Here is a 26141-nt window from a genome sequence, read left to right on the forward strand (position 1 = left end):
TTGGCTGGTGCCCGACCGTGCCTGCGTCCGATGACGAGAGATGAGATCGCCGCCCGACTCCGGGCCGCCGGCTCGGTGTTCGCCGAAGACGAGGCCGACGTGCTGCTGGGCGCCGCGACAGGCGATCCGGAGGGCGACCTCGAGTCCATGATCCGGAGGCGCGTCGCAGGCGAGCCGCTCGAGGTGGTCGTCGGCTGGGCCGAGTTCCGGGGCCTTCGCATCGCGGTCGAGGCGGGCGTCTTCGTGCCGCGGCGGCGCACGGAGTTCGTCGTCGAGACCGCTCTCGCGCTCGACACGCTCCGCGACCCGGCCTCGCACGCTGTCGCCGTCGATCTCTGCTGCGGCTCGGGCGCCGTCGGTGCGGCCCTCGTGGCCGCGCGCCCCGGGGTCGAGCTGACTGCCGCCGACATCGACCCCCGCGCCGTGCGGGTGGCACGCCGCAACGTGCGGCCGTGCGACGTCGTCGTCGAGGGCGACCTGTACGACGCGCTGCCTGCGGGCCTGCGTGGCCGGGTCGACGTGATCCTGGCCAATGCGCCCTACGTGCCCTCCGACGAGGTGCAGTTCATGCCGCGCGAGGCCCGCGACGCCGAACCGCTTCACGCTCTCGACGGAGGCGCCACCGGCACCGAGCTGCACGCGCGGATCGCCCACGGGGCGAGCGAGTGGCTGACGCCCGGCGGGGTCGTCGTGATCGAGACGAGCAAGGCGCAGGCGGCCCAGACGGCTGGGCATCTGCAGGATGCCGGTTTCGACACCTTCGTTCATCATTCGAGCGGCCTCGACGCGACATGCGTCGTGGGAGTACACAGAGATGACCGCTGACCGACAACGAAAGGCCCCGACATGCCCACCAAGATCACGTTCGTCATCGACAACCCGACCGACCCCGACGCGTTCGAGGCGGGCTATCCCGACCTGCTCGCCAAGGCGAAGGCCTTACCCGACATCGTGAAGGTCGAGACGAGCAAGGTCTGGCCGAAAGAGGACGGCAGCCACACTCCCGCCTATCGCCTCATCGACCTGTATTACAGCGACTACGACTCGGCCAGCGCCGCCGTCGCCACCGAGGCCGCCGGTGCGCTCTTCCCCGCCGTGTTCGAGCTGTCGACCGGTGGCGTGCGCATTCTGTTCGCCGACATCGAAGAGGGCTGACGGCGCTCACCCACAGCTGATGCCGAGTTCGCCGTGAGCCCCCATACTGGGGGCCCTCGCGGACGGCCTGGTCTTCTCGTGCCGTCGACTCGCCTCGAGCGGCTCTGTAAGCTGAGGCTCAATCGAACCCGAAACGATTGGTCTCCATGGAACCCGTGGCTTATTGGCGTGCTCTCAGAAAGAGCTGGATCCTCATCGTCGTGCTGATGATCGTCGGCTTGGCCGTGTCGTTCGGCGTCGGTAAGGCTCTTCCCGACTCCTACAAGGCGACGACCAGCGTCTTCGTGACGGCAGCGCAGGGGTCGAACACCACCGAGCTTCAGCAGGGCGCCATCTTCACGCAGGGCCAGGTGCAGTCGTACGCGCAACTCGCCACGACGCCCGCTGTGCTCCGCCCCGTGATCAACGATCTCGGCCTGAAGACGACCACGACGGATCTGGCCAAGAAGGTCACCTCCACCAACCCCCTCAACACCGTGATCGTGCAGATCAGCGTCTCCGATTCGAGTGCATCGCAGGCGGCGCGGATCGCGAACGGCATCAGCGCCTCGCTCCGCACGGTCGTCTCCGACATCGCGCCGTCGAGCAAAGGCGGCGCCTCGGCCGTGCGGGTGTCGATCGTCACGCCGGCACAGGCCCCGACATCGCCGTCGTCGCCCGACCGGCACCTCCTCGACGTCGCCGGGCTTCTGATCGGCCTGGTGATCGCCGTGATCATCGCCCTCGCCCGGGCGGCATCCGACAAGCGCATCCGCTCCGAGCAGGACATCGAAGCCCTCACCGACGCCCCCGTGATCGGTCGCGTCCAGCGCCCCGGGCGCCGCGATGCCATCATCCTGCGCGACGCTCCGACCGACCCGTCGGCCGAGGACTACCGCAGGATCCGGGCCACGCTCCAGTTCGCCGGCCTCACCGGGGCCGTCACGTCGCTGACGGTGACCTCGCCCTCCGACCACGAAGAGCGCGCCGCCTTCGCCATCAACCTGGCCCTGTCGTCGGCCGAGCGGTCGCAGCGCGTGCTGCTCATCGACGCCGACCTCCGCGGCGTCGGCACCGCCGCCGCGACAGGCGTCTCGAGCACACACGGCCTCGTCGATGTGCTGGGCGGCTCCGTGTCGCTGGCCGACGCCGTCGTGCAGTGGAACGGTGTGGACGTGCTGCCAACCGGCGCGGTGCCGTCCAACCCGACCGTCGTGCTGGGTTCGCCGAGCCTCGCCGGTCTGCTCGCCGAGGCCCGCGACCAGTACGATTTCGTGATCGTCGACACCCCGCCGCTCCTCCCCTACGCCGACGCGCTCGCGGTCGTCCGCGAGACCGACGGCGCCCTGGTGCTCGCCTCCGACATGCACACGACGCGGCCCGAGCTGCTGCGCACCCTGACCTCGCTCGACGGCGTGAAGGCCACCACCATCGGCGTCGTGCTCGTCGATTCTCACGCGCTGGTTCGCTCGGCACGAGCGACTGCGCCGACCAGCTCCCGCGCGGCGGCGGCGCCCGCCTCAGCGGCTCCCGCCTCAGCCTCCACCGCGGGGGCGTCGGCAACGTCGTCGAGCAGTCAGACCGCGACGTCGACGGACGACGTCGAGGCGGACGACCGCGCCGCCGCCGAGCACGCCCGCGTCGGCGCGTCGGCCCGCTCGCCGCGAACAACGCCGCAGACGAGCCCGCGTAAGCCCTCCTCCGCCCGCGGCGGTTCCCGCCCCGCCGAGGACTGATCCGGCCACTGCCGACGGCCGGTCGCCGACTCGGCGATCGACTTCAGCGGCGGTATTCGTTGAAGCGGTGGCCCCAGGCGCCCGAGACCATGCCGGCTCCGCGCGCGAGCGTGCGCGACCCGCGCGCATTCTGCTCCGTCGATCGCGTCACCGCGCCCACCGCGAGGCGCCCCGCTCCACCGGCCACCCGGACGGCGCCGGTCGCCGTCATCCGCAGCCGCGTCGAGAGGCGTCGCGGTCGGTCGGCGAGCATCACCGACGTGACGCTCCAGCCGTTGCCGCTCGAGAAGGCGCGCTGAAGCACCCACTGCCGTGTGACGCGAGCGGCCGGGACGACGTCGGTCACGGTCGCCTCCGCGCACCACAGCATGAGCCCGCCGTGGCCGACCAGCTGACGCGTGAAGAGGGTGTCCTCGCCGCCGGAGATGCCGAGCGAGAGGTCGAACTCGAGGCCGAGTCTCCGCACCACGCGAAGGTCGAGCAGCAGGTTGTTCGTCGCCGCCACGTCGAGCACGGTGCCGGTCTCGAGTCGCCGCCGCTGGAAGAAACGACCGGCCGTGATCCAGGCGTCGGGCTCGACGTCGTAGCGCGAGACGACGGGGCCCACCACGGCGGCGGCAGAGCGCGCGAGCAGCAGGCCGACGAGCGATGCGAGCCAATCGCGCGAGGGCCGCTCGTCGTCGTCGATGAAGGCGAGGAGGTCGGATCCTGCGCTCTCGCGAAGGGCTCGATTGCGGGCGGCCGCGATGCCGGGCGTCGGTTCGTGCACGTAGTCCACCCCGTCGCGGCCCGAGGCGAGTTCGCGCGCCGACGCCTCGGGGTCGTTGTCGACCACGAGCACTCGCGCGGGGACGCCCAGCGTCTCGATCGAGGCGGCCTCCTCGACGAGCAGGGGAAGGACCTCGTCGAGGTCGCGTGGGCGACGGAAGGTCAGCACCGCGATCGTCAGGCTGCGGGGTCGCTCGTCGTTCATCGGCCGGGCGCGTCGGCAGGAGACGTCGGGGGTGTCGTCGAGACCGCTGCGGCAGCCTCGCGACGCCGCCGCGCCAGGTCGCGCCGGACATACCAGACGTCGGGGATCACCTGGCAGACACCCACCGAGATGGCCGAGCCCATGATGGGGCCGGCGGCGCCGAAGGGTGCGATCAGGGCGAGCGACACGAAGAAGTTGAGCGGGATCATGATCAGGATCGGCACGACCTGGAACTTCAGGCCGCGCTCGTCGGTCATGTACATGCCGACGGGGTATTTCGCGCCCTGCAGCGCGACGAAGACGATGTACGAGACCAGGAGCGTCAGACCGAGGTGGATCTCGCCGCCCGCGATGAATTCGACGAGGAGGGGCGAGATCGCGGCCAGTGCGATTCCGACGAGTGCTGCGCCGCCGCCGAACCACAGCGTCGGCTTCATCGGCGACTGGATCTGCCCGCGGGCCCGCGCTCTCGCGTAGATCGGCCAGAACGTGACGCCCGCGGCCTGGATCGTCTGGATGACGAGGCCGAAGAGCTGAGCCGACAGGTTGTACTGCGCGAGCTCGTGCGTGCCAGATACGTGGCTGAGCAGCAGCCGGTCGGTCTGCAGCACGAGCGTCACGGCGACGGTCTGGACGAGCATCGGCCAGGCGACGTGCACGATCTTGACGCTGGGGTACTCGCGGCGCTTGAAGACCAACTTCAGCGAGGCGCCGAACTGCGGTGAGATGGCCCGAGCCGCGATCACGAGGCAGATGACTGAGAGCAGCGCGTTCGCCACGTAGGACACGACCGACAGGAACGAGCCGGCCGGCACGGAGAAAAGCACGAACATGCCGATCACGAGCAGCATCACCGGCGCGACGACCGCCTGGCTGGCCACCTGCACGTTGGTCTTCTTGAGACCGATCAGGATGCGCTGGCCCACCACGAGAGGCAGCACGAGACCGTAGACCAGGAGGCACAGCCCCGCCACGAGGTTGCCGCCCTGCATCAGGCCTTTGCCGAGGAGGAAGGGCCAAAGCCCTGACGCAGTGATCACGATCGCGATCGCGACCATGATGCCGCCCGAGACCATGAGGATTCGGAGCGCGGTGACCAGCGTCTTCCGCACGTTGTCGTCGGTGCGGGGCTTCTCGGATCCTGCGATCGCGTTGATCACGACGGCGGCGATGCCGAGGTCGGCGAAGGGCAGCAGCGACGGGAACGACGACAGCAGACCGTACTGCACGTAAGCGCCGGTGCCGAAGTGGTGGATTATCAGGCGGCTGGTGACGATGCCGAGCACACCCGACAGCGCCATGACGAGCACCTTGGTGATGGCTGTCGAGCCGACTGCCTTCATGCCCGAGTCGCCGCTGCCTCCGGGGCCGCCCGAGCCGCCTTTGCCGCCGCGACCGCCGGGGGTGAGTCGCGCGCGGACGCTGTCGATGACGGTCACGAGGCCAGCCGCCGAACGGCTGTGAGGGCCGCCCGGTACGCCTCGGTGTGCAGCGCACCCGCGAGGTCCCACTCGCGCGCCGACAGGTCGGGCCGTGCGCCGCTCGACGGCGAGGCCGCGACGGCGAGAGCGCGCTCGATGTCTCTCGGGTCGAGATCGCCGTCGTACTGCACGACCCAATTCTGCCCCACCTCGGCGGCCAGACGGCGGTTGACGTCGTTCGCCGGCACCAGCACGGGCCGCCCGAGCGAGAGGGCCGTGAGGACGCCGCCGGAGTTGTGCATCTCGCGGTAGGGCAGCACCACGAGACGCGACTCGGTGATCTCGCGCACGAGTTCGGCGTCGTCGACGAAGCGCAAGGTCAGCACGGTCCGCGGGTCGGGCTCGGCCAGAGCCTCGAGAGCCGCGGCGAGCTCGGGCGTCGACGGCCGACCCGACACGTGCAGCGACACGTCTCCCGGCAGCTCGCGGAAGGCTTCGATCAAAGTCTCGACCCCCTTGTAACGGCGGATGAGGCCGACGAAGGCGACCCTCCCCTCGACCGGCTCAGAGACCTGGTCGACGCCGTACCAGTCGCGGTAGTGCCCGTGCGGGATGACGACCGACGGGCGGCCGTTCGGCACCGGGGTGTCGTCGTTCAGACGGATCCAGAGAGCGGTGCGGCGCTCGATGAGGGCGAGCAGCCACTGCTCGCGTCGCGAGATGCCCGTGGGCCGCTCGAGGTTGTGCAGCGTGCGCACGATGGGGGTGCGGGTCACGGCGAGCTTCGCGACGAGCAGCAAGGTCAGCGCCTGCCGCACGAGCTTCTTCACCGGGCTCTGACCGGACACCAGGATCTCGGGCCAGTGCACGTGGAAGACGTCGGCTCGCGACAGCAGCGCGGTGCGCCACGAGAACGTCTTGACGCTCACGCCGGGCACGGAGGCCAGGCTCTCGGCCAGCATCACGAGGTACGGATTGGTCGTCGGCCGAGGCCGCGGAAAGGACTGCTGCACCACCACGGGGGCAGTCCTCTCCGCGACTCGCACGGACGCGTCTTCCGTCACCGTCACGGGGTCGTCGTGGCGCTCAGCTGGCTGATGCTCACCGTCTGCGGGGCGTTCGTCGCGCTGCCCGACAGGTAGCCGAGCACCCCGACCCCGCCGGCAGCCTGGAGAGCGGGCGTCGAATCCGTGGTCGTGACCTGCCAGGTCGTGGGCTCCGTCGTTCCGGTGACCCAGACCCGGGCCCGGATCGTCGTCGGCGAGGTGCCGACCGCTTCGACCCGCACGCTGTAGTTCGTGCCCGCTGCGGCAGTCAGGCCGCTGATCGTCTTCTCAGAGACCAGTGTCGTGGCCGTCGACGAGCCGTTGTAGGCGAGGAGCGACAGCCCCACGACTCCTGTCGGCAGGAGGCGGACCTGGGCGCGGTACTCGTTGTTCGTCGAGATGCCACGCGGGATGGCCGACACGTAGGTGCCGCCTCCGGTCGGAGCCTTCGCGAGGGTGAACGAATAGAGCAGGTTCGACGACGTCTGCGACGGGCCGTAGAGGTAGGCGGCGATCTGGGTACCCGTGGTCGGCAGCAGGAGGTTGCCGGCGTTGTTCGAGACCGTCAGGTTGCTCGCCGAGCCCGCCTTCGTCCAGGCGCCGCCCGTGTTCGCCGACCCCCAACCGCCGGTGACGCTGCGGTTGAAGGTGTCGAGGGCGAAGGGCTGGATCACGGGTTGGCTCACCGTCACCGACTGCGTGCTCGTGTTCGTGAGCGCGTTGCTGTCGGTCACCTTGAGCGTCACCGTGTAGGTGCCCGCCGCCGTGTACGCGTGGCTCGCCGTCTTGCCCGTCGCCGTGCCGCCGTCTCCGAACGTCCAGGCGTACGAGCTGATCGTGCCGCCCGTGGCCGCCGAGCCGGAGGCGTCGGTCGACACCGTCAGTCCGCTGGTGCTGGTAGTGAACGATGACGTCGGGGGCGTGGGCGCCGCGACCGTGAGCGACTGCGTCGAGGATCCTGTGGCCCCCTGGTTGTCGGTCACCGTCAGCTTGACCGCGTACGTGCCGGCCGAGGCGAAGGTGTGGCTGGGCGTGGCTCCCGTGGCGGTCGTGCCGTCTCCGAAGGTCCAGGCGTACGAGGCGACGGTGCCGTCAGGATCCGACGAGCCCGTTGCGTCGAAGGCCAGCGTCAGGCCCGTGGTCGTCTCGGTGAACGAGGCGGTCGGAGGAACGTTCGCCTTCGAGACCGTGACCGACTGCGACGAGGTGCCCGTCTTGCCGTTCGCATCCGTCACCGTGAGCGTCACCGTGTAGGTGGCGGCCGAGGCGTAGGTGTGGCTGGGCTTCGAGGAGGTGGACGTGCCGCCGTCGCCGAAAGTCCACGCGTAGCCGGTGATGGCCGCGCTGCCCGCGGTCGACGAGGTGCCGTCGGCCGTGAGCGTCAGGCCGCTCGATGTCGAGGTGAAGGCTGCGGTCGGCGGGACGGACGCTGCGGCGACCGTGACCGACTGCGATGCCGTGCCCGTCAGCTTGTTGCTGTCGGTCACCGTGAGCTTGACCGTGTAGGTACCGGCCGCCACGTAGGTGTGGCCAGGCGTCGCACCGGTACCTGTCGTTCCGTCGCCGAAGTCCCAGGCGTAGCCCGTGATCGTCCCGTTGGTGTCGCTCGAGCCGGTCGCGTCGAACGCAGCGGCCAGGTTGGTCTGAGTCGCCGTGAACGAGGCGGTCGGAGGCACGAGGGCCTTCGTGACCGAGACCTGGGCGCTCGAGGAGGCCGTGGAGCCGTTCGAGTCGGTCAGCGTCAGCTTCACCGTGTAGGTGCCGGCGGCCGTGTAGGCGTGCGTCGAGGTGACACCGGTGCCCGTGGTGCCATCGCCGTAGTCCCAGGCGTACGACGTGATGGTGCCGCTGGTGTCGCTCGACCCGGAGGCGTCGAAGGCCGCCGAGAGGTTCGTCGGCGTGCTCGTGAACGACGCCGTGGGAGGCGTGGGAGCGGTCACCACGACCTGCTGGCTCGAGGTGCCGGTGACACCGTTCGCGTCGGTCACGGTCAGCTTGACCGTGTAGGTGCCGGCTGACGCGTAGGTGTGGGACGGAATCGAGGAGGTGCTCGTCGCGCCGTCGCCGAAGTCCCAGGCGTAGGAGGCGATCGAGCCGCCCTTCTCGGACGACCCGGTGCCGTCGAACGCGACCTTCAGGAAGGTCGGCGTCGCGGTGAACGACGACGTCGGCGTGACGGTCGCGGTGGTGCCGGTTCCGAGCGCGTAGTGCTGCGCGATCGTCGAGGCGCTCAGAGCCTGCGGGTACACCGCCGCCTCGTCGATGGTGCCGGCGAAGTACGGGCTCGAGGAGCCCCAGGTCTGGTCGCCGCCGATCTTCCAGTAGCCCGTGTAGGCCTGGGCCTGCGTCGTCGGGTTGGTGCCGATCAGCTGACCGTCGACGTAGAGCGCGAGGCCGGCCGACGACTGCGACGCCGTGACGTAGTGCCACGCTCCGTCGTTGTAGCTGCCGGGCGTCGTGATCGTGTTCTCCTGGCCGGTGTACGTGCCGAAGACGAGCTGGCCGTTGTCCTGCATGTAGATGTGGCGGTCATAGCTGGACGAGAGACCCGTCTGGCTGCTGCCGAACCCGATGATCTTTCCACCGGTGGTCGTGGTCGTCTTGAACCAGGCCTCCTCGGTGTACGTCTCCGGGTCGTTGAAGCTCTGCGAGCTGGCGACCTGGCCGGACGACCCGTCGAAGGTCGCCGCCGTGTCGGAGGTGCCCGACAGCGCGCCGGCCGCACCCTGCGTCACTCCGCCGGAGTAGACGCCGTCGATGGCCGAGGGGCTCGAGTCGTGTGCCGTGGTGGAGCCGGCTGCGTCGTCGAGGCGGTAGTAGAGGGAGGGGCTGTCGGTGAAGACCTGGCTGCCGTAGGCGTCCTTCGGGGCGGCGGGGATCGTCGATGTGTTGCCGGCCGCAACCCACTGCGCGTCCACCTGCGAGCGGCTGAGGGCGGTCGGGTAGACGGAGACGTCGTCGATGTTGCCGCTGAAGAACTGCGCACCCGACCACGTGGAGTCGCCGCCGATGCGCCAGTAGCCGTTGTAGACCTGCGCCGACGTGATGTTCGCATTCGTGCCGACCAGCTTGCCGTCGACGTAGAAGGTCTCGCCCGCCGGGCTCAGCGTGCCGATCACCTGGTGCCACTTGCCGTCGTTGAGCGGCTTCGGGCTGGTGAGGATCTCGGTGTTGCCGTCGTAGACGCCGAAGTTCACGTCGCCGTTGGTGTCCATGTACAGGTGGCGGTCGTAGTTGGACGACGTCGTCGTGTTCTGATCGCCGAACCCGGCGATCACGCCGCCCGCGGTCGAGGTGGTGTTGATCCACGCTTCCACGCTGAATGTCTGGGGACCTGCCACGGCGGTCTTGGTCGCCGCGTAGCCCGTGCTGCCGTCGAAGGTGGTCGCCTTGCTGCCGTCGGAGGCCGAGCCGCTGGCTCCACGGGTGACGGTGCCGGTGGTCGTCATGTCGTTGTAGCCGACGTTGTCGTACACGGCTGTGCCGCTGGCCTCATTGAGACGCCAGAGGGAGCTCGCGCCCTGAGACGACACCGTGTCGACGTAGTTCGAGGGGCTCGCCGAGGTGATCGTGACGTAGGCGCTGTCGCCCTTCACCGTGTTGCCGAACGAATCCGTGGCGCTCACCCGATAGCTGTACTGCACGCCGGGCGTCAGCCCCTTGTCGACGAAGCCCAGCGTCGGCAGCTGCCAGAAGGTCGACTGCGCCGTGGTCGTGTAGACGGGGGTCGCACCGCCGTTGCGGTAGACGTTGTAGGTGAGGTTCGAGTTGTCCCGGTCCCAGTTGGACTGGAAGCTGACGCGGGCCGTGCCCGACGAGAGCGAGACGACGCTCGGCACGAAGTTCGCACCGGTCACCATCGGGCCCTGCTTGTTGGTCGAGAGCGACGAGACGGCGAATCGCGTGAGGCCCTGCTGAGCAACTCCGTTGACAGTCGTGAACTCACCGCCGTAGACGACGTACTTCGAGTCGGACGACGCCGCGACGCTCCAGGGGCCCTGCGACTGCCCGGTGAACGTGCCGGTGTTGAAGTCGGGGAACCACGTGAGGATCGAAGGTGCCGGGGTGCCGGTGAAGTCGGCGTACGCGGGCGTGTAAGGGTCGGCCGTCGTCTTCTGCGTCGCCGCCAGGCTGAACGCCAGGCCGCGGTGGAAGACCCAGTTCGCCGAGTTCGCGGCCTGCTGGAAGCCGCCGATATCGCCGCAGTAGTGGGGGTGGCCCGCGACGTACTCCGCGTCGTTGGTCACGGCCGTCGAGTAGGTGTCTCCGTGGCAGCTCTCGAGCCAGGTCAGGTTGCCCTGAGCCCAATCGGCACGGAACGAACCTTCGACGTTGCCACCGGCGCCGAACACGAAGCCGGAGCCGTAGAGGCCCGTCGAGTCGGCGGTGAGGCTCGTGATGCCGGCGTTGACGCCCCCATCCTGGACGACGTTGTCGGCGTTCCAGGGCAGAAGCGCTGCACTCGTCGGATCGACGGCGGCGAGGCCGTAGCCGGGGTTCGTGGATCCTGCGACGCTTGTGAACTGGCCGCCGACGACGACCTTCGAGCCGTCGGGGTCGACCGCGACGGCTGCGACTCCACCGCCCGCGATGTTCGGCGCCCACGGGAGGAGTGCTCCGGTCGAGGCGTTGACGGCGGCGGCGTAGCTACGCGTCGAGTTGCCGACGCCCGAGAAGTTGCCACCGAGGTAGACGGTCGAGCCGTAGGTGGCCAGGGCGTTGACGGTCGCGTTCGGCGCCGCCGAGAAGGTCTTGATGAGCGCACCGGTGGCGGGGTTGAGAGCCGCGATGCGGGTCGCCGTCGCCCCGTTGACCGTGGTGAACTGCCCGGCCACGTAGAGCACCGAGTTGTCAGGCGACATGGCGACGGCTTTGACCTGGCCGTTGAGCTGGGGGTTGAACGTGGTGATGAGGGCGCCGGTCGTCAGGTTGTACGCCAGCAGGTCCGGCTGCGAGATCTGATTGACGCCCTTGGCGGAGCCGTAGGGGCGGATCGTCGACCAGTTGCCTCCCGCGTAGACGACGTTGCCCACGACCTTCTGCGACCAGACGACGCCGTCGATCTGCGGAGTGGGCAGGGCGTCGGCCGTGACGGTCGTGGGAGTCGACGGCGATGTCGGGTCCACGGGCGCCGAGTCGGCGAGAGCGGGCGAGGCGGCCGCGATGCCGCCCAGCGCTATCGCTACTGCAGCAAGGGAAGCTGTGATGACAGTGCTCAGACGCGACGGCGCGAATTTCCCCATGGGAATGCCTCATTCGGGTGGGTAAGCCGTGAATTTCGGGTTCACGTGCATGCTTCGTGAATTTCGGGTTCACGTTCGCTGAGAAGTTCGGGTCTCACAGCGATGTCACGACTATAGGTGACCCCTGGACGGGGCACATCCCCCCGAAGGGGGGTGTACAGACGAGTCCCCCTTGAGGAGGACCGGGTCAGTCGGGGACGTTGCCCGTGAATGCGACGACCGGAGTGCCCGCCCGGTAGTCGAACGAGATGCCCACGTCTTTGCGATCGGCTTTCGCCAGGGTGAACGTGTAGACGGCCGTGGCGGACTTCCCGGGGGCCACCGAGGTCGGAAACCCGGTCCGGACCGATACGAGTTCGTCGGCCGGCGTCTTAGCCGCGCCCGAGGTGACGTTGACGACGGCCGTGTCGAGAGCGACCGCCGTCGACCCGTCGTTCGTGACGGTCACATCGAAGCGGATGGCCGGCCCGGAGATCTCGCCGATCCCGTTGCCCTTGCCCTCGACGCTCTGGATGTCCGAGACGTGCACGACGACACCGGGCTTCGGCGTCGCAACCGCGTCGAGTGGCACGGTGCCTCCGCCGGCGTGGTGCGGCGCGGTCGACGCGGGGGCCGACGGCTGCGGGATGGGCCGACTGGGCGCGGGTGCGGGCGTGGCCGACGAGGCGGCGCCCGAGGGCTTGACGAGCGACGAGCTGCTCGGGTGGGTGCGGTCGCCGAGGGCCGACCCTGCGGGATCACAATGATCAAGAACACGATGATCGCGATCACGACGATGGCGCCGACGACAATGGCGACTACGGCAGGGCGGGAGAGCTTTCGCCCGGGTCGATCGGCTTCGTTGTCGGCCATTCCGGCTCCTTGACATAGCGGTGATGACGGGTTGCTCCGTCTCGGGTGGCCGACACTACCGGCAGCGCGACGAGCCCGATGGCCAACACGATCGACGTGCGGCTCGACAGGAGCGGACCGAACGGCAGGAACCAGAGGCTCTGCGCGACGGCGAACAGCATGAGGCCGGTCGCGTGCCGTTCGGCGATGTTCTTGGCGAGGAACCAGACCATGACGACGGCGAGCAGCAGCGCGTAGGCGAACCCGACGACACCGAAGTGCGCCCACAGGTCGCCGACCACCGAGTGCAGCTCGATGTGGCCGCCGAACATGAAGTTCTCGACGTAGCCGTTGTTCGGCGCGTAGCCGATCGACGCCATCCCCGACTTCGCCGTGAGCAGTTGGTCGGGCGTGAGGTTGACACCGAGCCCGAACCCCGCAGGATCCTGCCGCATCAGCGCCAGCGTCGCCGCGAGTTCAGGTCGCCCCCCGACGATCAGCGAGCCCGAGGTGTCGATCTGCGCGATCGAGCGCGCCTGCGTCGCCGCCCCCAGGGCCCCGTCGAGGATGAGCGCCTGACCGGCGTTGTAGACGAGGATCGCGAGGACACCGAGACCGACGATGATGCGTGCGGCCGAGCCTTTCCTGCCGAATCGCTTGAGCGGCACCTGAGCCGCGAGGATGGCAGCCGCGAGCAGCATCTGACCGAACATCGACCGGAAGTCGTGCGTGGCCGAGTAGGCGAGGAGCACCAGGAGGACGAGTAGCTCGACCCACCACGAACGGAACCGCTGCGCCAGGGCCAGCGCGACGACGGCGACGGGGAAGGCGAACGAGAATTTCCAGGGGTTCTCCGAGAACTGCGAGTCGAGCGGCACGATGCCGAGGACGAGCCCGACGCCGAAGACCAGCGCGACCGTTCGCGTGTCGAGCACCGTCCGTGCCCAGAGCACCACCCCGATCGAGGTGATCAGGTTCAGAAGCAGGAGGAGGTACGAGATCAGCGAGGTACGGTCGACGCCGTTGGTCGACTGATGCGCCAAGGCCAGCACGAAGCCCGACGCCAGCGTTACGAGGCCCCCGGCCAGGACGAGCCGCATGAGGCGGAACCGCGCGACGGCGGGCACCCACAGCGGCGCCAGGATCACCGAGATCACGAGCGAGATCGGCACCTCGTGCGGGAGGGTGACGCGCAGGGGAATGAGGACGACCGCGATGATCGCGATCAGGCGCGAGGCCGTGGCCGGGACCGCAAGTGAACCGAGTGCTCGCGAGGCCCGCTCGCGCACCAGCACCGTCTCGGTCATGGCGACAAGACTAGGCGAACGGACGGGCGAACATCTCCCCCGATCGCGTCCCCTCTTCAGGGCGCACCACGACGGGGGCTTGTCTGTCCCCCGTCACATGCCTGACAGTGATGTGGAATCGGTCTATCATGCGTGGTTACCCCTGAGATTCGTCCCCGACGCACAGAGCATATGTTCCGGCTCCTCGAAAGATCACGCCCGCGACGAAAAGAGCACCCCTTGGCGCCCTCCCATGCACTGCGCAAACGACGCGCCTTCCCGGTCGTTCCGATCCTTGGGCTGGTCGTAGGCATCGTCGTCGCCGGAGTGACTTCGACCCAGGTCGCCCAGGCCGCGCCGTCGCTGACCGCCAGCGACGCGTTCTCGCGCACAGTCTCGAACGGCTGGGGCTCGGCGACGAAGGGCGGCGCGTACACCGTCGTGGCTGACAAGGCCACGAAGCTGTCGGTCTCCTCCGGGCGCGGCCACATCCGGGATCTCGCACGGGGCCGGGCGGTGACGAGCACGCTCAAGTCGGTCTCGGCCGGCGACGTCGAGATGCAGGGCACGATGGTGATGCCGGGCAAGGCCCCCATCGTCTACCACGCCTACCAGCTGCGCACCCAGACCAACGGCTCGCTCTATCGGGGGCGCCTCGACGTGCTCGCCGGAGGAGACGTCGACCTGACGGTGTCGCGCCTCGACCCGGGCAACAAAGAGGTCACGCTGTCTCGCAAGCTGCTGTCGATCCGGGCCGGAACGAACACCGCCATCACCTCCGACTTCCAGATCACCGGCACCTCCCCGGTGACGATCAAAGCCCGTGCGTGGCTCGCGGGCGCGGCGCAGCCCTCCTGGCAGCTGACGACCACCGACTCGTCGGCGCAGCGCATCCGCGCGGCCGGCCACGTCGGGCTGTGGGAGTACTCGAGCGGCTCGAACAGGGCCGCGATCGGCACCGACGAGGATGCCATCGTGGTCACGAGCAACCCGACGACCGCCGTCGTGCCGCCGACGCCCCCGGTCACGCCTCCCCCGGTCACGACCCCTCCGGTCACCGTGCCTCCGGTGTCGCCTCCGGCCTCCCCGCCGACGTCCAGCGACCGCGGCTCGCTGCCCGTCGGCTCCAGCGACTACCCCGTCCCCGCAGGCGCCGTCTTCGTCTCGCCGACCGGCAGCGACGCGGCGGCAGGATCGGAGACGTCTCCGCTCAAGACCCTCGGCGCCGCGATCGCGAAGGCGACGCCCGGCTCGACGATCGTGCTGCGGGCCGGCGTCTACAACGAGTCCGTGGTCATCCCCGAGTCGAAGCCCTACCTGACGGTCGAGGCCTACCCGCACGAGGCCGTCTGGCTCGACGGATCCGTGCCGGTCACGAACTGGACGAAGACGGGCTCGACGTGGACGTCGAGCGGCTGGACCACTTCTTCGCCGACACCCTCGACGGCATCGCCAACAACCCGTACTTCGTCGACACCGCGCACTACCCGCTCGCCGCCCAGGCCGACATGGTCTTCTCCGACGGCACCCAGCTGACGCAGGTGGCGGCACCGTCCGCCGTCGTCCCCGGCACCTTCGCCGTCGACCAGGCGGCGCACACCATCACCGTCGGATCCGACCCGTCGGGCCACGATCTGCGTGCGAGCAACCAGATGCAGGCCATCTACGCCAAGTCGGTGGGCACGACGCTCGAGGGCTTCGGCGTGCGCCGCTACGCCACCCCCTACAACGTCCGCGGCGCCCTGCGCCTCGGCGGTGTGGGCGAGACCGCCCGCAACATCGTCATCGAAGACAGCGCCACCACGGGCATGAACTTCGAGGCGGACGACATCACGCTCGACCACCTCACCGTCACGCGCAGCGGGATGCAGGGACTCGGCGGCAACTCGACCTACGGCACGACGCTCGCGAACAGCGTCGTCAGCTATGCCAACGACGAGCACTTCAACGAGTCGCCGGTCTCGGGAGGCGTGAAGATCACGAGATCGCGCGACCTCGTGATCAAGAACAACGACTTCGTCGACAATTACAGCTTCGGCCTCTGGCTCGACGAGTCGTGCCTCGATCCGCACATCACCGACAACACCGTCTCGGGCAATTCGGGCCACGGCGTCGAGGTCGAGATCTCGGCGGGCGCGATCATCGCCGACAATACGGCGACGTCGAATGGCAAGTCGGGAATCCGCCTGCTCGACACGAGCGACTCGCAGATCTACAACAACTCGATCGGCGACAACGGCGTGTTCGGCGTCCAGCTGTCGCAGGATTCACGGCGCGAGTCCGACCTGTCCGTGCCCGGCCACGACCCGAGGCAGCCCGAGCCCGACCCCGACTTCACCTGGCTGACCCAGAACGACACCGTGGCGAACAACGCGTTCGGCACCGGTGGCCAGTTCCAGGTCTACGCGCTCGACAACTGGACGAACATCCCCGTCGACAACTGGCACCTCGCGATCACCGGCAACCTCTTCAACTCGCAGCCGACGTCGTCCCAGCCGACCATGGTCGCGTGGGGCGGCAGCAACAACGTCACGCTCGACCGGTTCAGCACCCCGGGCGCCCTCGCGAGTGCGAAGGGCCCGTCGTGGAAGAACGGTCAGACGAGCAGTGTCGAGCCGCTCGGCTCGATGTCGAGCGCGCTCGCCCAGGCCGCGTCGACTGCCGTGCCCCTCCCGCCGACATCGCAGCGGCCATCGGCCAGCCCGCCGGCACCAAGCACGTCGGCACCTTCTAGGAGCCCGCACCCGTCCGGCGCGCGTGCGCCTGCCGGCACCGGTGGCCGGCGCCGCCGGCGCTAGTGCCGCGAGCGAATGGTCGGGGTGCCCTCGATCGCGTCGGACGTCTCGATGAGGGCGCGCGCCGTGTTCTCGAGCACGGCGGTGAGGTCTCCGGCCGCCACGTCGAATCCTGCCTCGAGGGCCCGGGCGATGGCGTCGTAGTACTGGCCGTACATCGAGCTGCGCGCGCGCTGCCCCGTGGTGGTGAGCGCGAGCAGCAGGCTGCGGCGGTCGGCGGGGTTCGGCTCGCGCCCGACGAGGCCGGCGCCGACGAGGCGGTCGGTCATGGCCGTGACGGCGCCCGTCGTGATGTCGAGGTGGGCCGCGAGCGCCTTGGGGGTGAGGTCGGTGACCTCGCCGATGTGCATGAGGGCGTTGAACTCGAGCGGGCTGAGGCCGACGGAGGCCGCGAAGACCGAGCGGAGGCGTCGGTGGGCGGCGTCGGCGTCGGCCATCGCCGAGGCGATCTCACGCACGACGGGGGTGTCGCGGGTGAGGTGGGAAGGCGTGGAGGCGTCGTCGGCGACGACGCCTGATGCAGGGGAGGTCACTGGCTGCTCCTAGAGGAGGGACGGAACGGGAAGGGCGGCATTTCTGCCTGGATCAATATTCGCAGGCGAGGGGCTTTCGGTTTTGCCCCACTAGTGGGGGTTTCAATCGACGGGCAAGTATCCCCATCATTGAGTAGCTTCACAAGTGAGCAATCAACTGGCTCCCACAAACCACTCATCAAGAGTCTCACTCGAGACGATTACCACTACGACCAAGGGGTTCACGAATGTCCAACAACCAGCACGCGGCGAAGGCAAAGCGTCTCCGGTTCGCTCCTCTCGCCATCGCGACCGGTGTCCTCGGGGCCGTCCTCCTCTCCGTCTCGATGTCCGGCACGCTGTCGGGCTTCGTCGCCAGTATCCAGAACACCTCCAACACGACAGCCTCCGGTGCCCTGACCATGCAGGAGACCAGCTCGGCCACCGGCACCGCGGTCACCTGCAACTCGACCGACGGCGGCACGGTCTCCACCAACGCGGCCACCTGCGCGACCATCAACAAGTACGGCGGATCGACCACGATGATCCCCGGCCAGACGGTCTCGACCGCGATCGCCATCAAGAACACGGGCACCGTCGCGGCCAGCACGTTCGCCCTCGCCGCCGGCACCTGCACCCAGGGCACCAACGGCGCCCTGAACGGCACCGCCAGCGACCTCTGCACGCAGATGACCGTCGTGATCACCAACACCACCACGTCGACCGCCGTCTTCAGCGGCACGCTGGCCGCCTTCAAAACGCAGGGCTCCATCCCGCTCGGCGCCGCTGCCCCGGGCGCCAGCACGGCCTTCACCATCGCGGTCACGCTGCCCTCGACCCTCGGCAACACCTACCAGGGCCTGTCCGTCTCGCAGCCGATGACCTGGACCTACAACAGCTAGTCCGTCACTGCACCACCCCGTCGGGGCCGGACGACCCGCGGCCCCGCCGGGAGCAATCGTGAAGCCCCACCCGGCCGAAGCCCCCACCCAGCAAGAGAGTCAGACCCATGATCGACGTCCAGAACCTCGAGGCAGCAGAAGCCGTCTCGAGCATCGGAGCCACGGCTCCGCTGGCGCCGCAGGCACCCGCCCCCGGGGTCGCCGGGCACCGACCCTCCTGATCTGGGCGGGGGCTCTCGTCGCTGCCGCCATCGTCGTCGTCGCCCTGCTCTTCCAGGCGCACGGCGGCCGCTGGTTCATCGTCGAGACCCCGTCGATGGGCACCACCGCCCCGGTGGGCACCCTGGTGCTGACCACACCGGTGAAGGCGCAGGATCTGCACGTCGGCGACATCATCACCTTCCACCCGCCGACGGACGCCAAAGAGGTCTACACCCACCGCATCGTCGGCATCACCGCCCAGGGCATCCAGACCCGCGGCGACATCAACGGCGCCTCCGACGGCTGGTTCCTCCACCAGCAGGACATCATCGGCCAGACGACGACGATCCTCCCGGCCGTCGGCTGGCTCGTGAAGGGCCTGCCGATCCTGATCGTCGGGTTCGCCTTCATCATGTTCACGACGAGCCTCATCCGCACGCCGACGAGGCGACAGTCCTTCCGCATCCTGGGCTTCTCGATGCTGATGTCGCTGACCGTCTACATCCTGCGACCCTTCGTCGGCCTGGTCGTGCTCACCACCACGCCCGTGAAGGCCGGGGTCGAGGCGCAGGTCGTCTCGACCGGGATCCTGCCGATCACGGCCACCGCCACCCACGGTACGAGCGTGAACCTCGTCGCCGGCCAGGTCGGCACCGTCACCGTGCCGGCGCAGGCGGGCATCGGGCACTACTCGATGTCGTCGGCCCTGCACCTGAGCCTGCCCGAGTGGATCGCCTTCTTCGCCATCTGCGCCATCCCGCTGCTCTGGACCTTCGTGGTCGGGCTGCCCGGCGCCTCCGACGACGGGGACGACGCGTGAGGCTGGGTCTCCGCCGCCCGATGCTGCGGCCCCGCACGATCGCAGTCGCCGCCGCAGCTCTCGCCGCCGCGGCGCTCTGCCTCGCTGCCGCGCTCACCCCGGGCTCGTTCTCGGCCTACGTCGCGTCGGTCAAGAACTCGACCGACACCGCCGCCACCGCTCCGTTCTTCACCTGCGCCGCCGCGCTCGCGAACGACAGGTCGTCGGCTCTCTTCACCCTCCCCCTCAACGAGGCCTCCGGGTCGACGACGGCGATCGACACCGACACCGGCACCATGCCCGGCACCTACCGCGGCACCATGACCACGTCGACGACGGCTCACCTCGCCTGCTCGCGTGACACCGGCGGCGCCTACGTGCTGAACGGCACGACGAGCTACGTCTCGACGTCAGCCCTGCAGTCGTCGCCGGCGACGTTCAGCGAAGAGGTGTGGTTCAAGACGACGGTCGCCTCGGGGCGCCTCATCGGCTACGGCAACGCGGTCACGGGCGCGTCCAGCACCTACGACCGCCAGGTCTACCTGAACACCTCGGGGCAGCTCGTCTTCGGCACCTACAACGGCGGGTTCCAGACCATCGCCAGCTCGGCCGCCTACGACGACGGCGCCTGGCACGACGTCGTCGCGACCTTCTCGGCGACGACCGGAATGACGCTCTACGTCGACGGCGCGAAGGTGGCCGGCAACACGGCCTATACGACGGCGCAGACCAACAACGGCTACTGGCGTGTCGGCTACGACAACCTGAGCGGCTGGCCGGGCACCGGCACGAACTACTTCTTCACCGGCAGCATGCGCTTCGCCTCGGTCTACTCGACCGTGCTCACCACGGCGCAGATCACGACCCACTACGCCGCCGGCCGCTGAGCCTGGCTGTTGACCCGCTCCGATCCTCGAGAGTGCGCAACTCGCCGCTCACGTTCGTGCCGGGCCGCGATTTGCGCACTCTCACCGTCACACCTCGGCTCCGAGGCCCGCCTGACGTCCAACGCGGCGGCCCCAGAGCCAGCGCGTTGGCAAAACCGGACTTTCTTCCGCACCGAGCCACGGTTACCCGGCCACGCGGGTGCCCGCGCGGGATCTCCGGTTCTACCGACGGGGCGGCTAGGCCGTGGGCGAGCACGGGGCACGCGCCGGGGCCAGCCGGTCGGGTCAGAGGTCGGCGATCGTCCAGGACGCCCGGTGGGTGGCGCCAAGCTCGAGGGTCACGAGGTCGGTGCCCGAGTTGAACGCGTCGGGCGGGCACGTCATCGGCTCGACCGCCAGCCCGAGACGGTGAAGCGCGGGCTCGGGCGGTCGGCCGTGTGCACCTGGACCCACGGCAACTCGTCGCCCCACGTGATCCTGACGCCCGTGCCCTCGGGGGCCCGCACCTCGACGGTCGCCGTGCCGTCGGCCTCGCGCGTGAGGCCGGTGAAGGCGTGGTCGATGAACAGCTCGTCGATCGCGCGGGGCGACCGGAAGTCGAAGGCAGGATGCGACGACACCGGGTGCACGCCCTCGGGCAGCAGCCGCTCGTCGGTGACTTCGAGGTACTCCCCCGCCGGCAGAGTCAGAGTCCAGTCGTCGACGTGGCCTGCGCCCGCGCTGAGGTAGGGGTGCGGGGCGGTGCCGTACGGCGCAGCGGCGCGGCCGGTGTTCAGCGCCTCGACCGTCGTCGACAGGCCCTCGTCGCTCAACGCGTAGGTCACGGTGATGGTCAGCGGGAAGGGGTAACCGTCGCTCGGCACGACGTCGGCTCGCAGCACTGCGGTCGACTCGTCGGCCGAGACGATGTCGTAGTCGGCCCACGCCAGCAGCCCGTGCAGCGCGTGCCCCCGGCCCGGCTCGGTCAGCGGCACCTGGTAGTCGACACCGTCGAACGTGTACTTGCCGTCGGTGATGCGGTTGGGCCAGGGCGCCAGGATCGCCCCGCGGAAGACGGGTCGGACGGCGTCGGCCTCGAATGGCACGGTGAGATTGCGGCCCTCGACTGTCAGCTCGCGAAGCGACGCCCCGACGGTCGCGATCGTCGCCGCGTACCGGCCGTGGGCGAGGTGCACCTGCTGGCCGCTGAGAGGGGTGGGGGTGGACGACGTCGTCATCGATCGGGCCTTTCGTTCGGGGTGGTGAGCGGGGTTTCGTGATCCTGCCGCCCGCTCGAGCGCCGGCGGATCAGCTCGAAGTCGGCGACGACCGAGACGAACGCCCTCTCGGGCGACGCTATCCGGTCGACGAGCAGCTCGACAGAGCGGCGCGCGATCTGCGCTCGACCGGGCGACATCGTGGTGAGCGACGGGGTGGCGTAGCGGCCCTCCTGGGTGTCGTCGATGCCGACGACGGCGATGTCGCGGGGCACGTCCAGCCCGTGCTCGATCAGCGCCCACTGGGCGCCGAGCGCGAGAGCGTCGTTGAAGCCGAGCACGGCGTCGAACTCCAGCCCGTCCGCGAGGGCGCGCTCGACGGCCTCGGCGCCGGCGCGGCGGTGCCACGGGAGCGCTGCGCTGACATACCGCTCGTCGAAGGGAAGCCCCGCGTCGGCGAGGGCGATCTCACAGCCCCGTCGCCGGAGCGCCGCCGTGTGCGACGGCGAGTGCCCCGACCCGCCGAGCATCAGGACCCTCCGCCTGCCGGTCTCGATCAGGTGCGACATCGCGACGCGGGCCACCTCGAGGTCGGCGATCAGCACGTGATCGGCCAGCCCGTCGAACTGTCGCTCGCCGATGATGACGAGTGGGAAGCCTGTGCGGACGTGCTCGACGTCGCTCGGGCCGAGGGCCAGCGGGTCGAAGATCGCTCCGTCGATCCGCTGGCGCCGTGCCCCCGACAGCGCGTCGATCTCGCGCTGCCGGTCGCCGGCCGTCGTCTCGACCAGCACGGTGAGGCCGAAGGGCTCGGCCGCGTCGATGACCTCCTGCGCCAGCTCGGCGAAGTAGGCCTGGTCGAGCTCGGGCACGATCAGAGCGATCATGTCGCTGCGGCCGGCCCGGAGGCTCCGCGCCGACGCGTTGATGCGGTAGTCGAGGGCGGCCACCGCGTCGGCCACGCGCGCGCGGGTCTCGGGGCGCATGTGCGGGTAGTCGGCGAAATAGTTCGACACCGTCTTGATCGAGACGCCGGCGCGCAGGGCGACATCGCGCATCGTGGCTGCCACGATGCCGAGCTCAGACCTTCGCCAGGCGCACCGTGTTCCACGACAGGGGCGGCAGCACGACCTCGAGAGTCGAGTCGCTCCACGAGGTGTTCGGGTTGGCCACCGGCGCGACGCTGTCGGCGGTGTCGACCGTGACCTTGAGGTACGGGTCGGGGTTCGACAGCTGAGTCGCCTCGACGAGTCGCAGGGCGCCGAACGCCCGGGTGTCGACGTCGACGGTGATCGACTCGGTGAGCGACCGGTTGATCGCGAAGACGACAAGATCGCCGGTCTCAGGATCGTGAGTGGCCACCGAGTCGATGGCGGGCACGGCACCGTATTTGGTCGTCTCGTGCACCGGCGACTGCGCCTCGATGCGCAGCACGTCGCCCGTGGCGTACCGGCTCGGCTGAGCGAACGGGTGGTAGGTGGTCTGCTTCCAGCTGCGGCCGCCCGTCTCGGTCATGATCGGGGCGATCACGTTGACCAGCTGCGCGAGGCTGGCGCTCGCGACACGGTCGCTGTGCTTCAGCAGCGAGATCAGCAGGCTGCCGACCACGACGGCGTCCGCGACGCTGTACTGGTCTTCGAGCAGCACCGGAGCGACCGGCCAGTCGGTCGGGTTCTTCGAGGCATCGCCGTTGAGGTACCAGACGTTCCACTCGTCGAACGAGACGTTGATGCGCTTCTTCCGCTTCATTGCGGCGCGGACGTGGTCGACGCTGGCGACGACGTCCTCGATGAAGTGGTCCATCTCGACGCCCGAGGCGAGGAAGCTGGCGAGGTCGCCCTCCTCTTCCCAGTAGTAGGCGTGCATCGAGATGAGGTCGACCTCGTCGTAGGTCTCTTCGAGCACCTCGCGCTCCCAGGTGCCGAACGTCGGCATAGACGAGCCCGACGAGCCGCAGGCGACGAGGGTGAGGTCAGGATCGACGAGACGCATGGCCCGTGCCGTCTCGGAGGCCAGCCGGCCATACTCCTTGGCCGTCCTGTGGCCGATCTGCCACGGCCCGTCCATCTCGTTGCCGAGGCACCAGAACTTCACGTCGTAGGGGTCGGCCGAGCCGTTCTTCTTGCGGAGGTCGGAGTGGAACGATCCGCCGGTGCCGTTCGTGTAGTCGATGAGGTCGACGGCCTCCTGCACGCCGCGCGTGCCGAGGTTCACCGCCATCATCGGCTCGACGCCGGCCTTCTTCGCCCAGCGCATGAACTCGTCGACGCCGACGGTGTTGGGCTCGGTGGTGTGCCAGGCGAGGTCTTTGCGCACAGGGCGGTCTCCGACCGGGCCGACGCCGTCTTCCCAGCGGTAGCCCGAGACGAAGTTGCCGCCCGGGTAGCGCACCGTCGAGATGCCGAGGTCGCGCACGAACTCCAGCACGTCGCCGCGGAAACCGTCTTCGTCGGCGGTGGGGTGGCCCGGGTCGTGGATGCCGCCGTAGACGCACCGGCCGAGGTGCTCGATGAACGTGCCGAACGTGTGGCGCGAGACGGGGGCCACGACGAACGCGGGGTCGAGGCTGAGGCGGGCGTGGGGCATGCGGTTCTCCTTCGAGTACATCGTTGTAATAGCCAGTATGTACATCGATGTACACGCCGTCAACCCCGGGTTTGCGGCGCTCAGCCTCGTCGAGGGTGCGCAAATTGTGGCGATCGGCGAAAGTGAGGGGCGAGTCGCGCACTCGGGTCGTCAACGCCGCCTGCCGCCGACCTCGGCGCCGGGCGAGACCACGGCAGGGCACGACGAAGCCCTCCCACCCCACGGGGCGAGAGGGCTGCGAGCGTGGAGAGGAACCTACACCGTGACGGCGGCCAGCACCTCGTCGAGCACGGCCGAGGCCTCTTCGTCGGTGGACTTCTGTGCGAGCGCGAGCTCGGAGATGAGCACCTGGCGGGCCTTGAGCAGCATGCGCTTTTCACCGGCCGAGACACCGCTGTCCTGGTCGCGGCGCCACAGGTCGCGGACGACCTCCGAGACGGAGTAGACCGAGCCGGAGCCCATCTTCTCGGTGTTGGCCTTGAAGCGGCGCGACCAGTTGCCGGGCTCCTCGACGTGATCGCTGCGGAGCACCTCGAACACGGCCTCGACACCCTTGGCGTCGATCACGTCGCGAACGCCGACCAGATCGACGTTGTCGACCGGCAGCTCGATCATCAGATCACTGGCGTGGACGTTCAGCGTGATGTATTTCTTCTCGACGCCCTTGATGGTGCGGATCTTGACCGCGGTGATGGTAGCTGCGCCGTGGTGGGGATACACAACGGTCTCCCCTACTTCGAAAATCATCTAGTAGTGCCTCATGTTCTTTTGATTTGAGTGCGTCGACCATTGCCGGGCATCATCTCGGCAGTCTTGCCAGTCTACCCGATAAAAGGGGGGTAGGATGCCGCGGCCTTCAGCCCGGGCAACGCCCCAAGCGGAATTCAGAGCACGAGCACTAGCAGGACGATGTTCAGGCCGGTCAGCGCGACCGCCGCGACACACGCGGCGCACGTCGTCCACCATCGATTCCGGAGGCCGCTCATCGTGCTCCGCTGCGACGTGAAGCGCACCAGGGGAACGAGCGCGAACGGCACGCCGAACGACAGCACGACTTGGCTGAGCACGAGCGCGAGCGTCGGGTCGACGCCGAACCCGAGCAGCAGCAGCGCCGGTATCAGCGTCACCATCCGGCGATACAGGATCGGCACCCGCACGTTGAGCAGCCCGTGCATGATCTCGGAGCCCGCGTACGCCCCGACCGACGTCGACGCGAGCCCGGAGGCGAGCAGCCCCACGGCGAAGAGCGTCGCGACGAGCGGCCCGAGGTGCAGCAGCAGGGCTGCGTACGCCCCCTCCAGCGTGTCGGTGCCGCTCACCCCGCGCAGCGTGCCGGCAGCCACCAGCAGGATCGCGACGTTGACGGTGCCCGCGACGACGAGCGCCACGGTCACGTCGATCTTCGTCGCCCGCATCAGCGTGCGCTGCCCGACGGTCAACCCTTCGAATCGGTCGCGAGCGAGCGCCGAGTGCGCGTAGATGGCGTGCGGCATGATCGTCGCCCCCAGGATCGAGACGGCCAGCAGCACCGACTTCGACCCCTCGAAGTGCGGCACCAGACCCTGCCCCGCGGCCGCCCACGACGGCGGCGATGCCACGAGCCCGGCGCAGAACCCGACGGCGATCACCACGACCATGCCCGTGACGACGCGCTCGAACACCTGCGCTCGGCCGCGCACCTGCAGCAGGAGGAGCAGCAGCGAGATCACGCCGGTGATGAGCCCGCCGGCCAGCAGCGGGATGGAGAAGAGCAGGTCGAGCGCGATGGCCCCGCCGATCACCTCGGCGATGTCGGTGGCCATGGCGACGATCTCGGCCTGCAGCCAGAAGGCGCGGCGCGCCCAGGGCGACAGGATGCGGCGGCCCAGCATCTCGGGCAGGCTCGCGCCCGTCGCGATGCCGAGCTTCGCCGAGAGGTACTGGATCAGCCATGCGGTGGCATTGCCCGCGATGACCACCCACACCAGCAGGTAGCCGAACAACGCCCCCGCCGTCATGTTGCTCGCGACGTTGCCCGGGTCGAGGTAGGCGACGCCGGCGACGAGCGCCGGGCCGAGGAGGGCGGCGACGCGCGGTGCACGCGAGACGGCGGGGGCGTCGATCATTCGTCGTCGACGGCGTTGAAGCGCTCGAGGCCGGATGCCAGCACGTCGATGTCGGCGTCGGTCCAGTCGGCGAGGCGGCGGGCCAGCTCGTGGTGGTTCGCCTCGAGCGACCGCTGCAGCAGCTCCGACCCGCGCGCCGAGAGGGCGAGGATCTGACCGCGACCCGGGCCGCCCGATCCTGCGTCCTCGTGCTCGCGCGCGTGCGCGTCACTCGCGCCGGCCGCGACGAGCCCCAGCTCGACGAGGTCGCCTACCTGGCGCGAGATGGTCGAGCGGTTGAGCCGGAGGGCCGCGGCGATGTCGATGGCACGGCAGTCGCGGGTGCTCGCGATGAAGGTGAGGAGGGTGTGCTGGACGACGGTGAGCGGGGCGCTGGTGCGGCGGTTCCGCGCGACGGCGCGCCGGGAGATGGTCTCCATCTGCATGTAGACGGCCTCCATCCGCCGGGCGCGGGAGGCTCGTCGCTGATCCGTCACTTCACCAGGCTA

21 protein-coding genes and 1 pseudogene are annotated in these 26141 nt (G+C 69.2%); 9 read left to right on the top strand and 13 right to left on the bottom strand.

The genetic code is table 11. The features are described 5' to 3' along the window. Window positions 1–30: 30 nt before the first annotated feature. The 3 genes from AX769_RS19835 (at window position 31) to AX769_RS19845 (ending at window position 2870) form a co-directional block, all read left to right on the top strand. A complete protein-coding gene (locus AX769_RS19835; protein ID WP_066282556.1) occupies window positions 31–825 on the top strand; it encodes a putative protein N(5)-glutamine methyltransferase in 795 nt (264 codons plus the stop codon). A 21-nt stretch (window positions 826–846) separates the two neighbouring features. Beyond that, a complete protein-coding gene (locus AX769_RS19840) occupies window positions 847–1155 on the top strand; it encodes an ethyl tert-butyl ether degradation protein EthD (protein WP_066282562.1) in 309 nt (102 codons plus the stop codon). A 146-nt stretch (window positions 1156–1301) separates the two neighbouring features. After that, window positions 1302–2870, top strand: coding sequence for a polysaccharide biosynthesis tyrosine autokinase (locus tag AX769_RS19845; protein ID WP_066282563.1), 1569 nt, complete (start codon window positions 1302–1304; stop codon window positions 2868–2870). Between the two features lie 43 nt (window positions 2871–2913). Here AX769_RS19845 and AX769_RS19850 read toward each other — a convergent pair whose 3' ends face one another. From AX769_RS19850 to AX769_RS19870, 5 genes are all read right to left on the bottom strand, one after another. Further along, window positions 2914–3843, bottom strand: coding sequence for a glycosyltransferase family 2 protein (locus AX769_RS19850; RefSeq protein ID WP_066282565.1), 930 nt, complete (start codon window positions 3841–3843; stop codon window positions 2914–2916). Continuing rightward, window positions 3840–5282 carry a lipopolysaccharide biosynthesis protein gene (locus tag AX769_RS19855; protein WP_239451866.1) on the bottom strand — a complete coding sequence of 481 codons (1443 nt, stop codon included), beginning with the start codon at window positions 5280–5282 and terminating at the stop codon, window positions 3840–3842. The genes AX769_RS19850 and AX769_RS19855 overlap by 4 nt, the downstream gene beginning before the upstream one ends. Further along, complete coding sequence (locus tag AX769_RS19860; protein WP_239451867.1) at window positions 5279–6283, bottom strand: glycosyltransferase; 1005 nt, start codon at window positions 6281–6283, stop codon at window positions 5279–5281. The genes AX769_RS19855 and AX769_RS19860 overlap by 4 nt, the downstream gene beginning before the upstream one ends. Before the next feature lie 47 nt (window positions 6284–6330). Beyond that, window positions 6331–11553, bottom strand: coding sequence for a PKD domain-containing protein (locus tag AX769_RS25860; protein WP_066282567.1), 5223 nt, complete (start codon window positions 11551–11553; stop codon window positions 6331–6333). Window positions 11554–11740: 187 nt separating this feature from the next. Next, entirely contained in the window at window positions 11741–12124 is a 384-nt protein-coding gene (locus tag AX769_RS19870) for a hypothetical protein (protein ID WP_157887734.1), read from the bottom strand. 1 nt (window position 12125) lies between these two features. On the opposite strand from AX769_RS19870, the gene AX769_RS19875 reads away from it, so the two are divergent. Next, window positions 12126–12299: a hypothetical protein gene (locus AX769_RS19875; RefSeq protein ID WP_157887735.1), complete on the top strand. Its 174-nt coding sequence runs from the start codon at window positions 12126–12128 to the stop codon at window positions 12297–12299. 51 nt (window positions 12300–12350) lie between these two features. Here the strand turns inward: AX769_RS19875 and AX769_RS19880 are convergent, their stop codons facing one another. Continuing rightward, window positions 12351–13691, bottom strand: a complete 1341-nt coding sequence (locus AX769_RS19880; RefSeq protein WP_066282573.1) for a hypothetical protein — start codon at window positions 13689–13691, stop codon at window positions 12351–12353. A gap of 219 nt (window positions 13692–13910) precedes the next feature. Between AX769_RS19880 and AX769_RS25505 the strand changes: the two genes are divergently transcribed. Together AX769_RS25505 and AX769_RS19885 are read left to right on the top strand one after the other, a co-directional pair. Next, window positions 13911–15206, top strand: coding sequence for a DUF1565 domain-containing protein (locus tag AX769_RS25505; protein WP_157887736.1), 1296 nt, complete (start codon window positions 13911–13913; stop codon window positions 15204–15206). Window positions 15207–15478: 272 nt separating this feature from the next. Further along, window positions 15479–16468, top strand: a complete 990-nt coding sequence (locus AX769_RS19885) for a right-handed parallel beta-helix repeat-containing protein (RefSeq protein ID WP_239452068.1) — start codon at window positions 15479–15481, stop codon at window positions 16466–16468. Here the strand turns inward: AX769_RS19885 and AX769_RS19890 are convergent. Continuing rightward, window positions 16465–16998: a MarR family winged helix-turn-helix transcriptional regulator gene (locus AX769_RS19890; protein WP_066282577.1), complete on the bottom strand. Its 534-nt coding sequence runs from the start codon at window positions 16996–16998 to the stop codon at window positions 16465–16467. The two genes, AX769_RS19885 and AX769_RS19890, sit on opposite strands and share 4 nt — an antisense overlap. A gap of 227 nt (window positions 16999–17225) precedes the next feature. On the opposite strand from AX769_RS19890, the gene AX769_RS19895 reads away from it, so the two are divergent. From AX769_RS19895 to AX769_RS19910, 3 genes are read left to right on the top strand one after another with little or no spacing between them, the layout of a single operon-like run. Continuing rightward, window positions 17226–17879 (top strand): hypothetical protein, encoded by a 654-nt coding sequence (locus tag AX769_RS19895; protein ID WP_066282580.1) that lies wholly within the window; start codon window positions 17226–17228, stop codon window positions 17877–17879. Window positions 17880–17937: 58 nt separating this feature from the next. Beyond that, window positions 17938–18900, top strand: a complete 963-nt coding sequence (locus AX769_RS19905) for a signal peptidase I (protein WP_082763961.1) — start codon at window positions 17938–17940, stop codon at window positions 18898–18900. Then, window positions 18897–19766, top strand: a complete 870-nt coding sequence (locus AX769_RS19910; RefSeq protein ID WP_239451868.1) for a LamG domain-containing protein — start codon at window positions 18897–18899, stop codon at window positions 19764–19766. Before AX769_RS19905 ends, AX769_RS19910 begins: the two co-directional genes overlap by 4 nt. A gap of 285 nt (window positions 19767–20051) precedes the next feature. On the opposite strand, the pseudogene AX769_RS19915 reads toward AX769_RS19910, so the two are convergent. The 6 genes and pseudogenes from AX769_RS19915 to AX769_RS19940 all read right to left on the bottom strand — a co-directional run bounded on the left by AX769_RS19915 (window position 20052) and on the right by AX769_RS19940 (window position 26129). After that, window positions 20052–20983, bottom strand: a pseudogene (locus AX769_RS19915) (aldose 1-epimerase family protein). After that, window positions 20980–22032 carry a LacI family DNA-binding transcriptional regulator gene (locus AX769_RS19920; RefSeq protein WP_239451869.1) on the bottom strand — a complete coding sequence of 351 codons (1053 nt, stop codon included), beginning with the start codon at window positions 22030–22032 and terminating at the stop codon, window positions 20980–20982. Before AX769_RS19920 ends, AX769_RS19915 begins: the two are co-directional and overlap by 4 nt. Window positions 22033–22042: 10 nt before the next feature. Beyond that, entirely contained in the window at window positions 22043–23548 is a 1506-nt protein-coding gene (locus AX769_RS19925; protein ID WP_066284095.1) for an alpha-N-arabinofuranosidase, read from the bottom strand. Between the two features lie 255 nt (window positions 23549–23803). After that, the gene (locus AX769_RS19930) at window positions 23804–24295 is read right to left on the bottom strand and encodes a CarD family transcriptional regulator (protein WP_066282601.1); all 492 of its coding nucleotides are present in this window, start codon (window positions 24293–24295) and stop codon (window positions 23804–23806) included. 137 nt (window positions 24296–24432) lie between these two features. Next, window positions 24433–25653, bottom strand: coding sequence for an Nramp family divalent metal transporter (locus tag AX769_RS19935; protein WP_066282603.1), 1221 nt, complete (start codon window positions 25651–25653; stop codon window positions 24433–24435). Continuing rightward, entirely contained in the window at window positions 25650–26129 is a 480-nt protein-coding gene (locus tag AX769_RS19940) for a MarR family winged helix-turn-helix transcriptional regulator (protein WP_157887737.1), read from the bottom strand. The genes AX769_RS19935 and AX769_RS19940 overlap by 4 nt, the downstream gene beginning before the upstream one ends. Window positions 26130–26141 lie beyond the last annotated feature (12 nt).

This window comes from Frondihabitans sp. PAMC 28766, from assembly GCF_001577365.1.
Lineage (GTDB): Bacteria > Actinomycetota > Actinomycetes > Actinomycetales > Microbacteriaceae > Frondihabitans.

Coding starts and splice junctions, on each gene's coding strand:
- AX769_RS19835 (WP_066282556.1), top strand. CDS start 31: ATGACGAGAGATGAGATCGCCGCCCGACTCCGGGCCGCCGGCTCGGTG.
- AX769_RS19840 (WP_066282562.1), top strand. CDS start 847: ATGCCCACCAAGATCACGTTCGTCATCGACAACCCGACCGACCCCGAC.
- AX769_RS19845 (WP_066282563.1), top strand. CDS start 1,302: ATGGAACCCGTGGCTTATTGGCGTGCTCTCAGAAAGAGCTGGATCCTC.
- AX769_RS19850 (WP_066282565.1), bottom strand. CDS start 3,843: ATGAACGACGAGCGACCCCGCAGCCTGACGATCGCGGTGCTGACCTTC.
- AX769_RS25860 (WP_066282567.1), bottom strand. CDS start 11,553: ATGGGGAAATTCGCGCCGTCGCGTCTGAGCACTGTCATCACAGCTTCC.
- AX769_RS19880 (WP_066282573.1), bottom strand. CDS start 13,691: ATGACCGAGACGGTGCTGGTGCGCGAGCGGGCCTCGCGAGCACTCGGT.
- AX769_RS19885 (WP_239452068.1), top strand. CDS start 15,479: ATGAACTTCGAGGCGGACGACATCACGCTCGACCACCTCACCGTCACG.
- AX769_RS19895 (WP_066282580.1), top strand. CDS start 17,226: ATGTCCAACAACCAGCACGCGGCGAAGGCAAAGCGTCTCCGGTTCGCT.
- AX769_RS19925 (WP_066284095.1), bottom strand. CDS start 23,548: ATGCCCCACGCCCGCCTCAGCCTCGACCCCGCGTTCGTCGTGGCCCCC.
- AX769_RS19930 (WP_066282601.1), bottom strand. CDS start 24,295: ATGATTTTCGAAGTAGGGGAGACCGTTGTGTATCCCCACCACGGCGCA.
- AX769_RS19935 (WP_066282603.1), bottom strand. CDS start 25,653: ATGATCGACGCCCCCGCCGTCTCGCGTGCACCGCGCGTCGCCGCCCTC.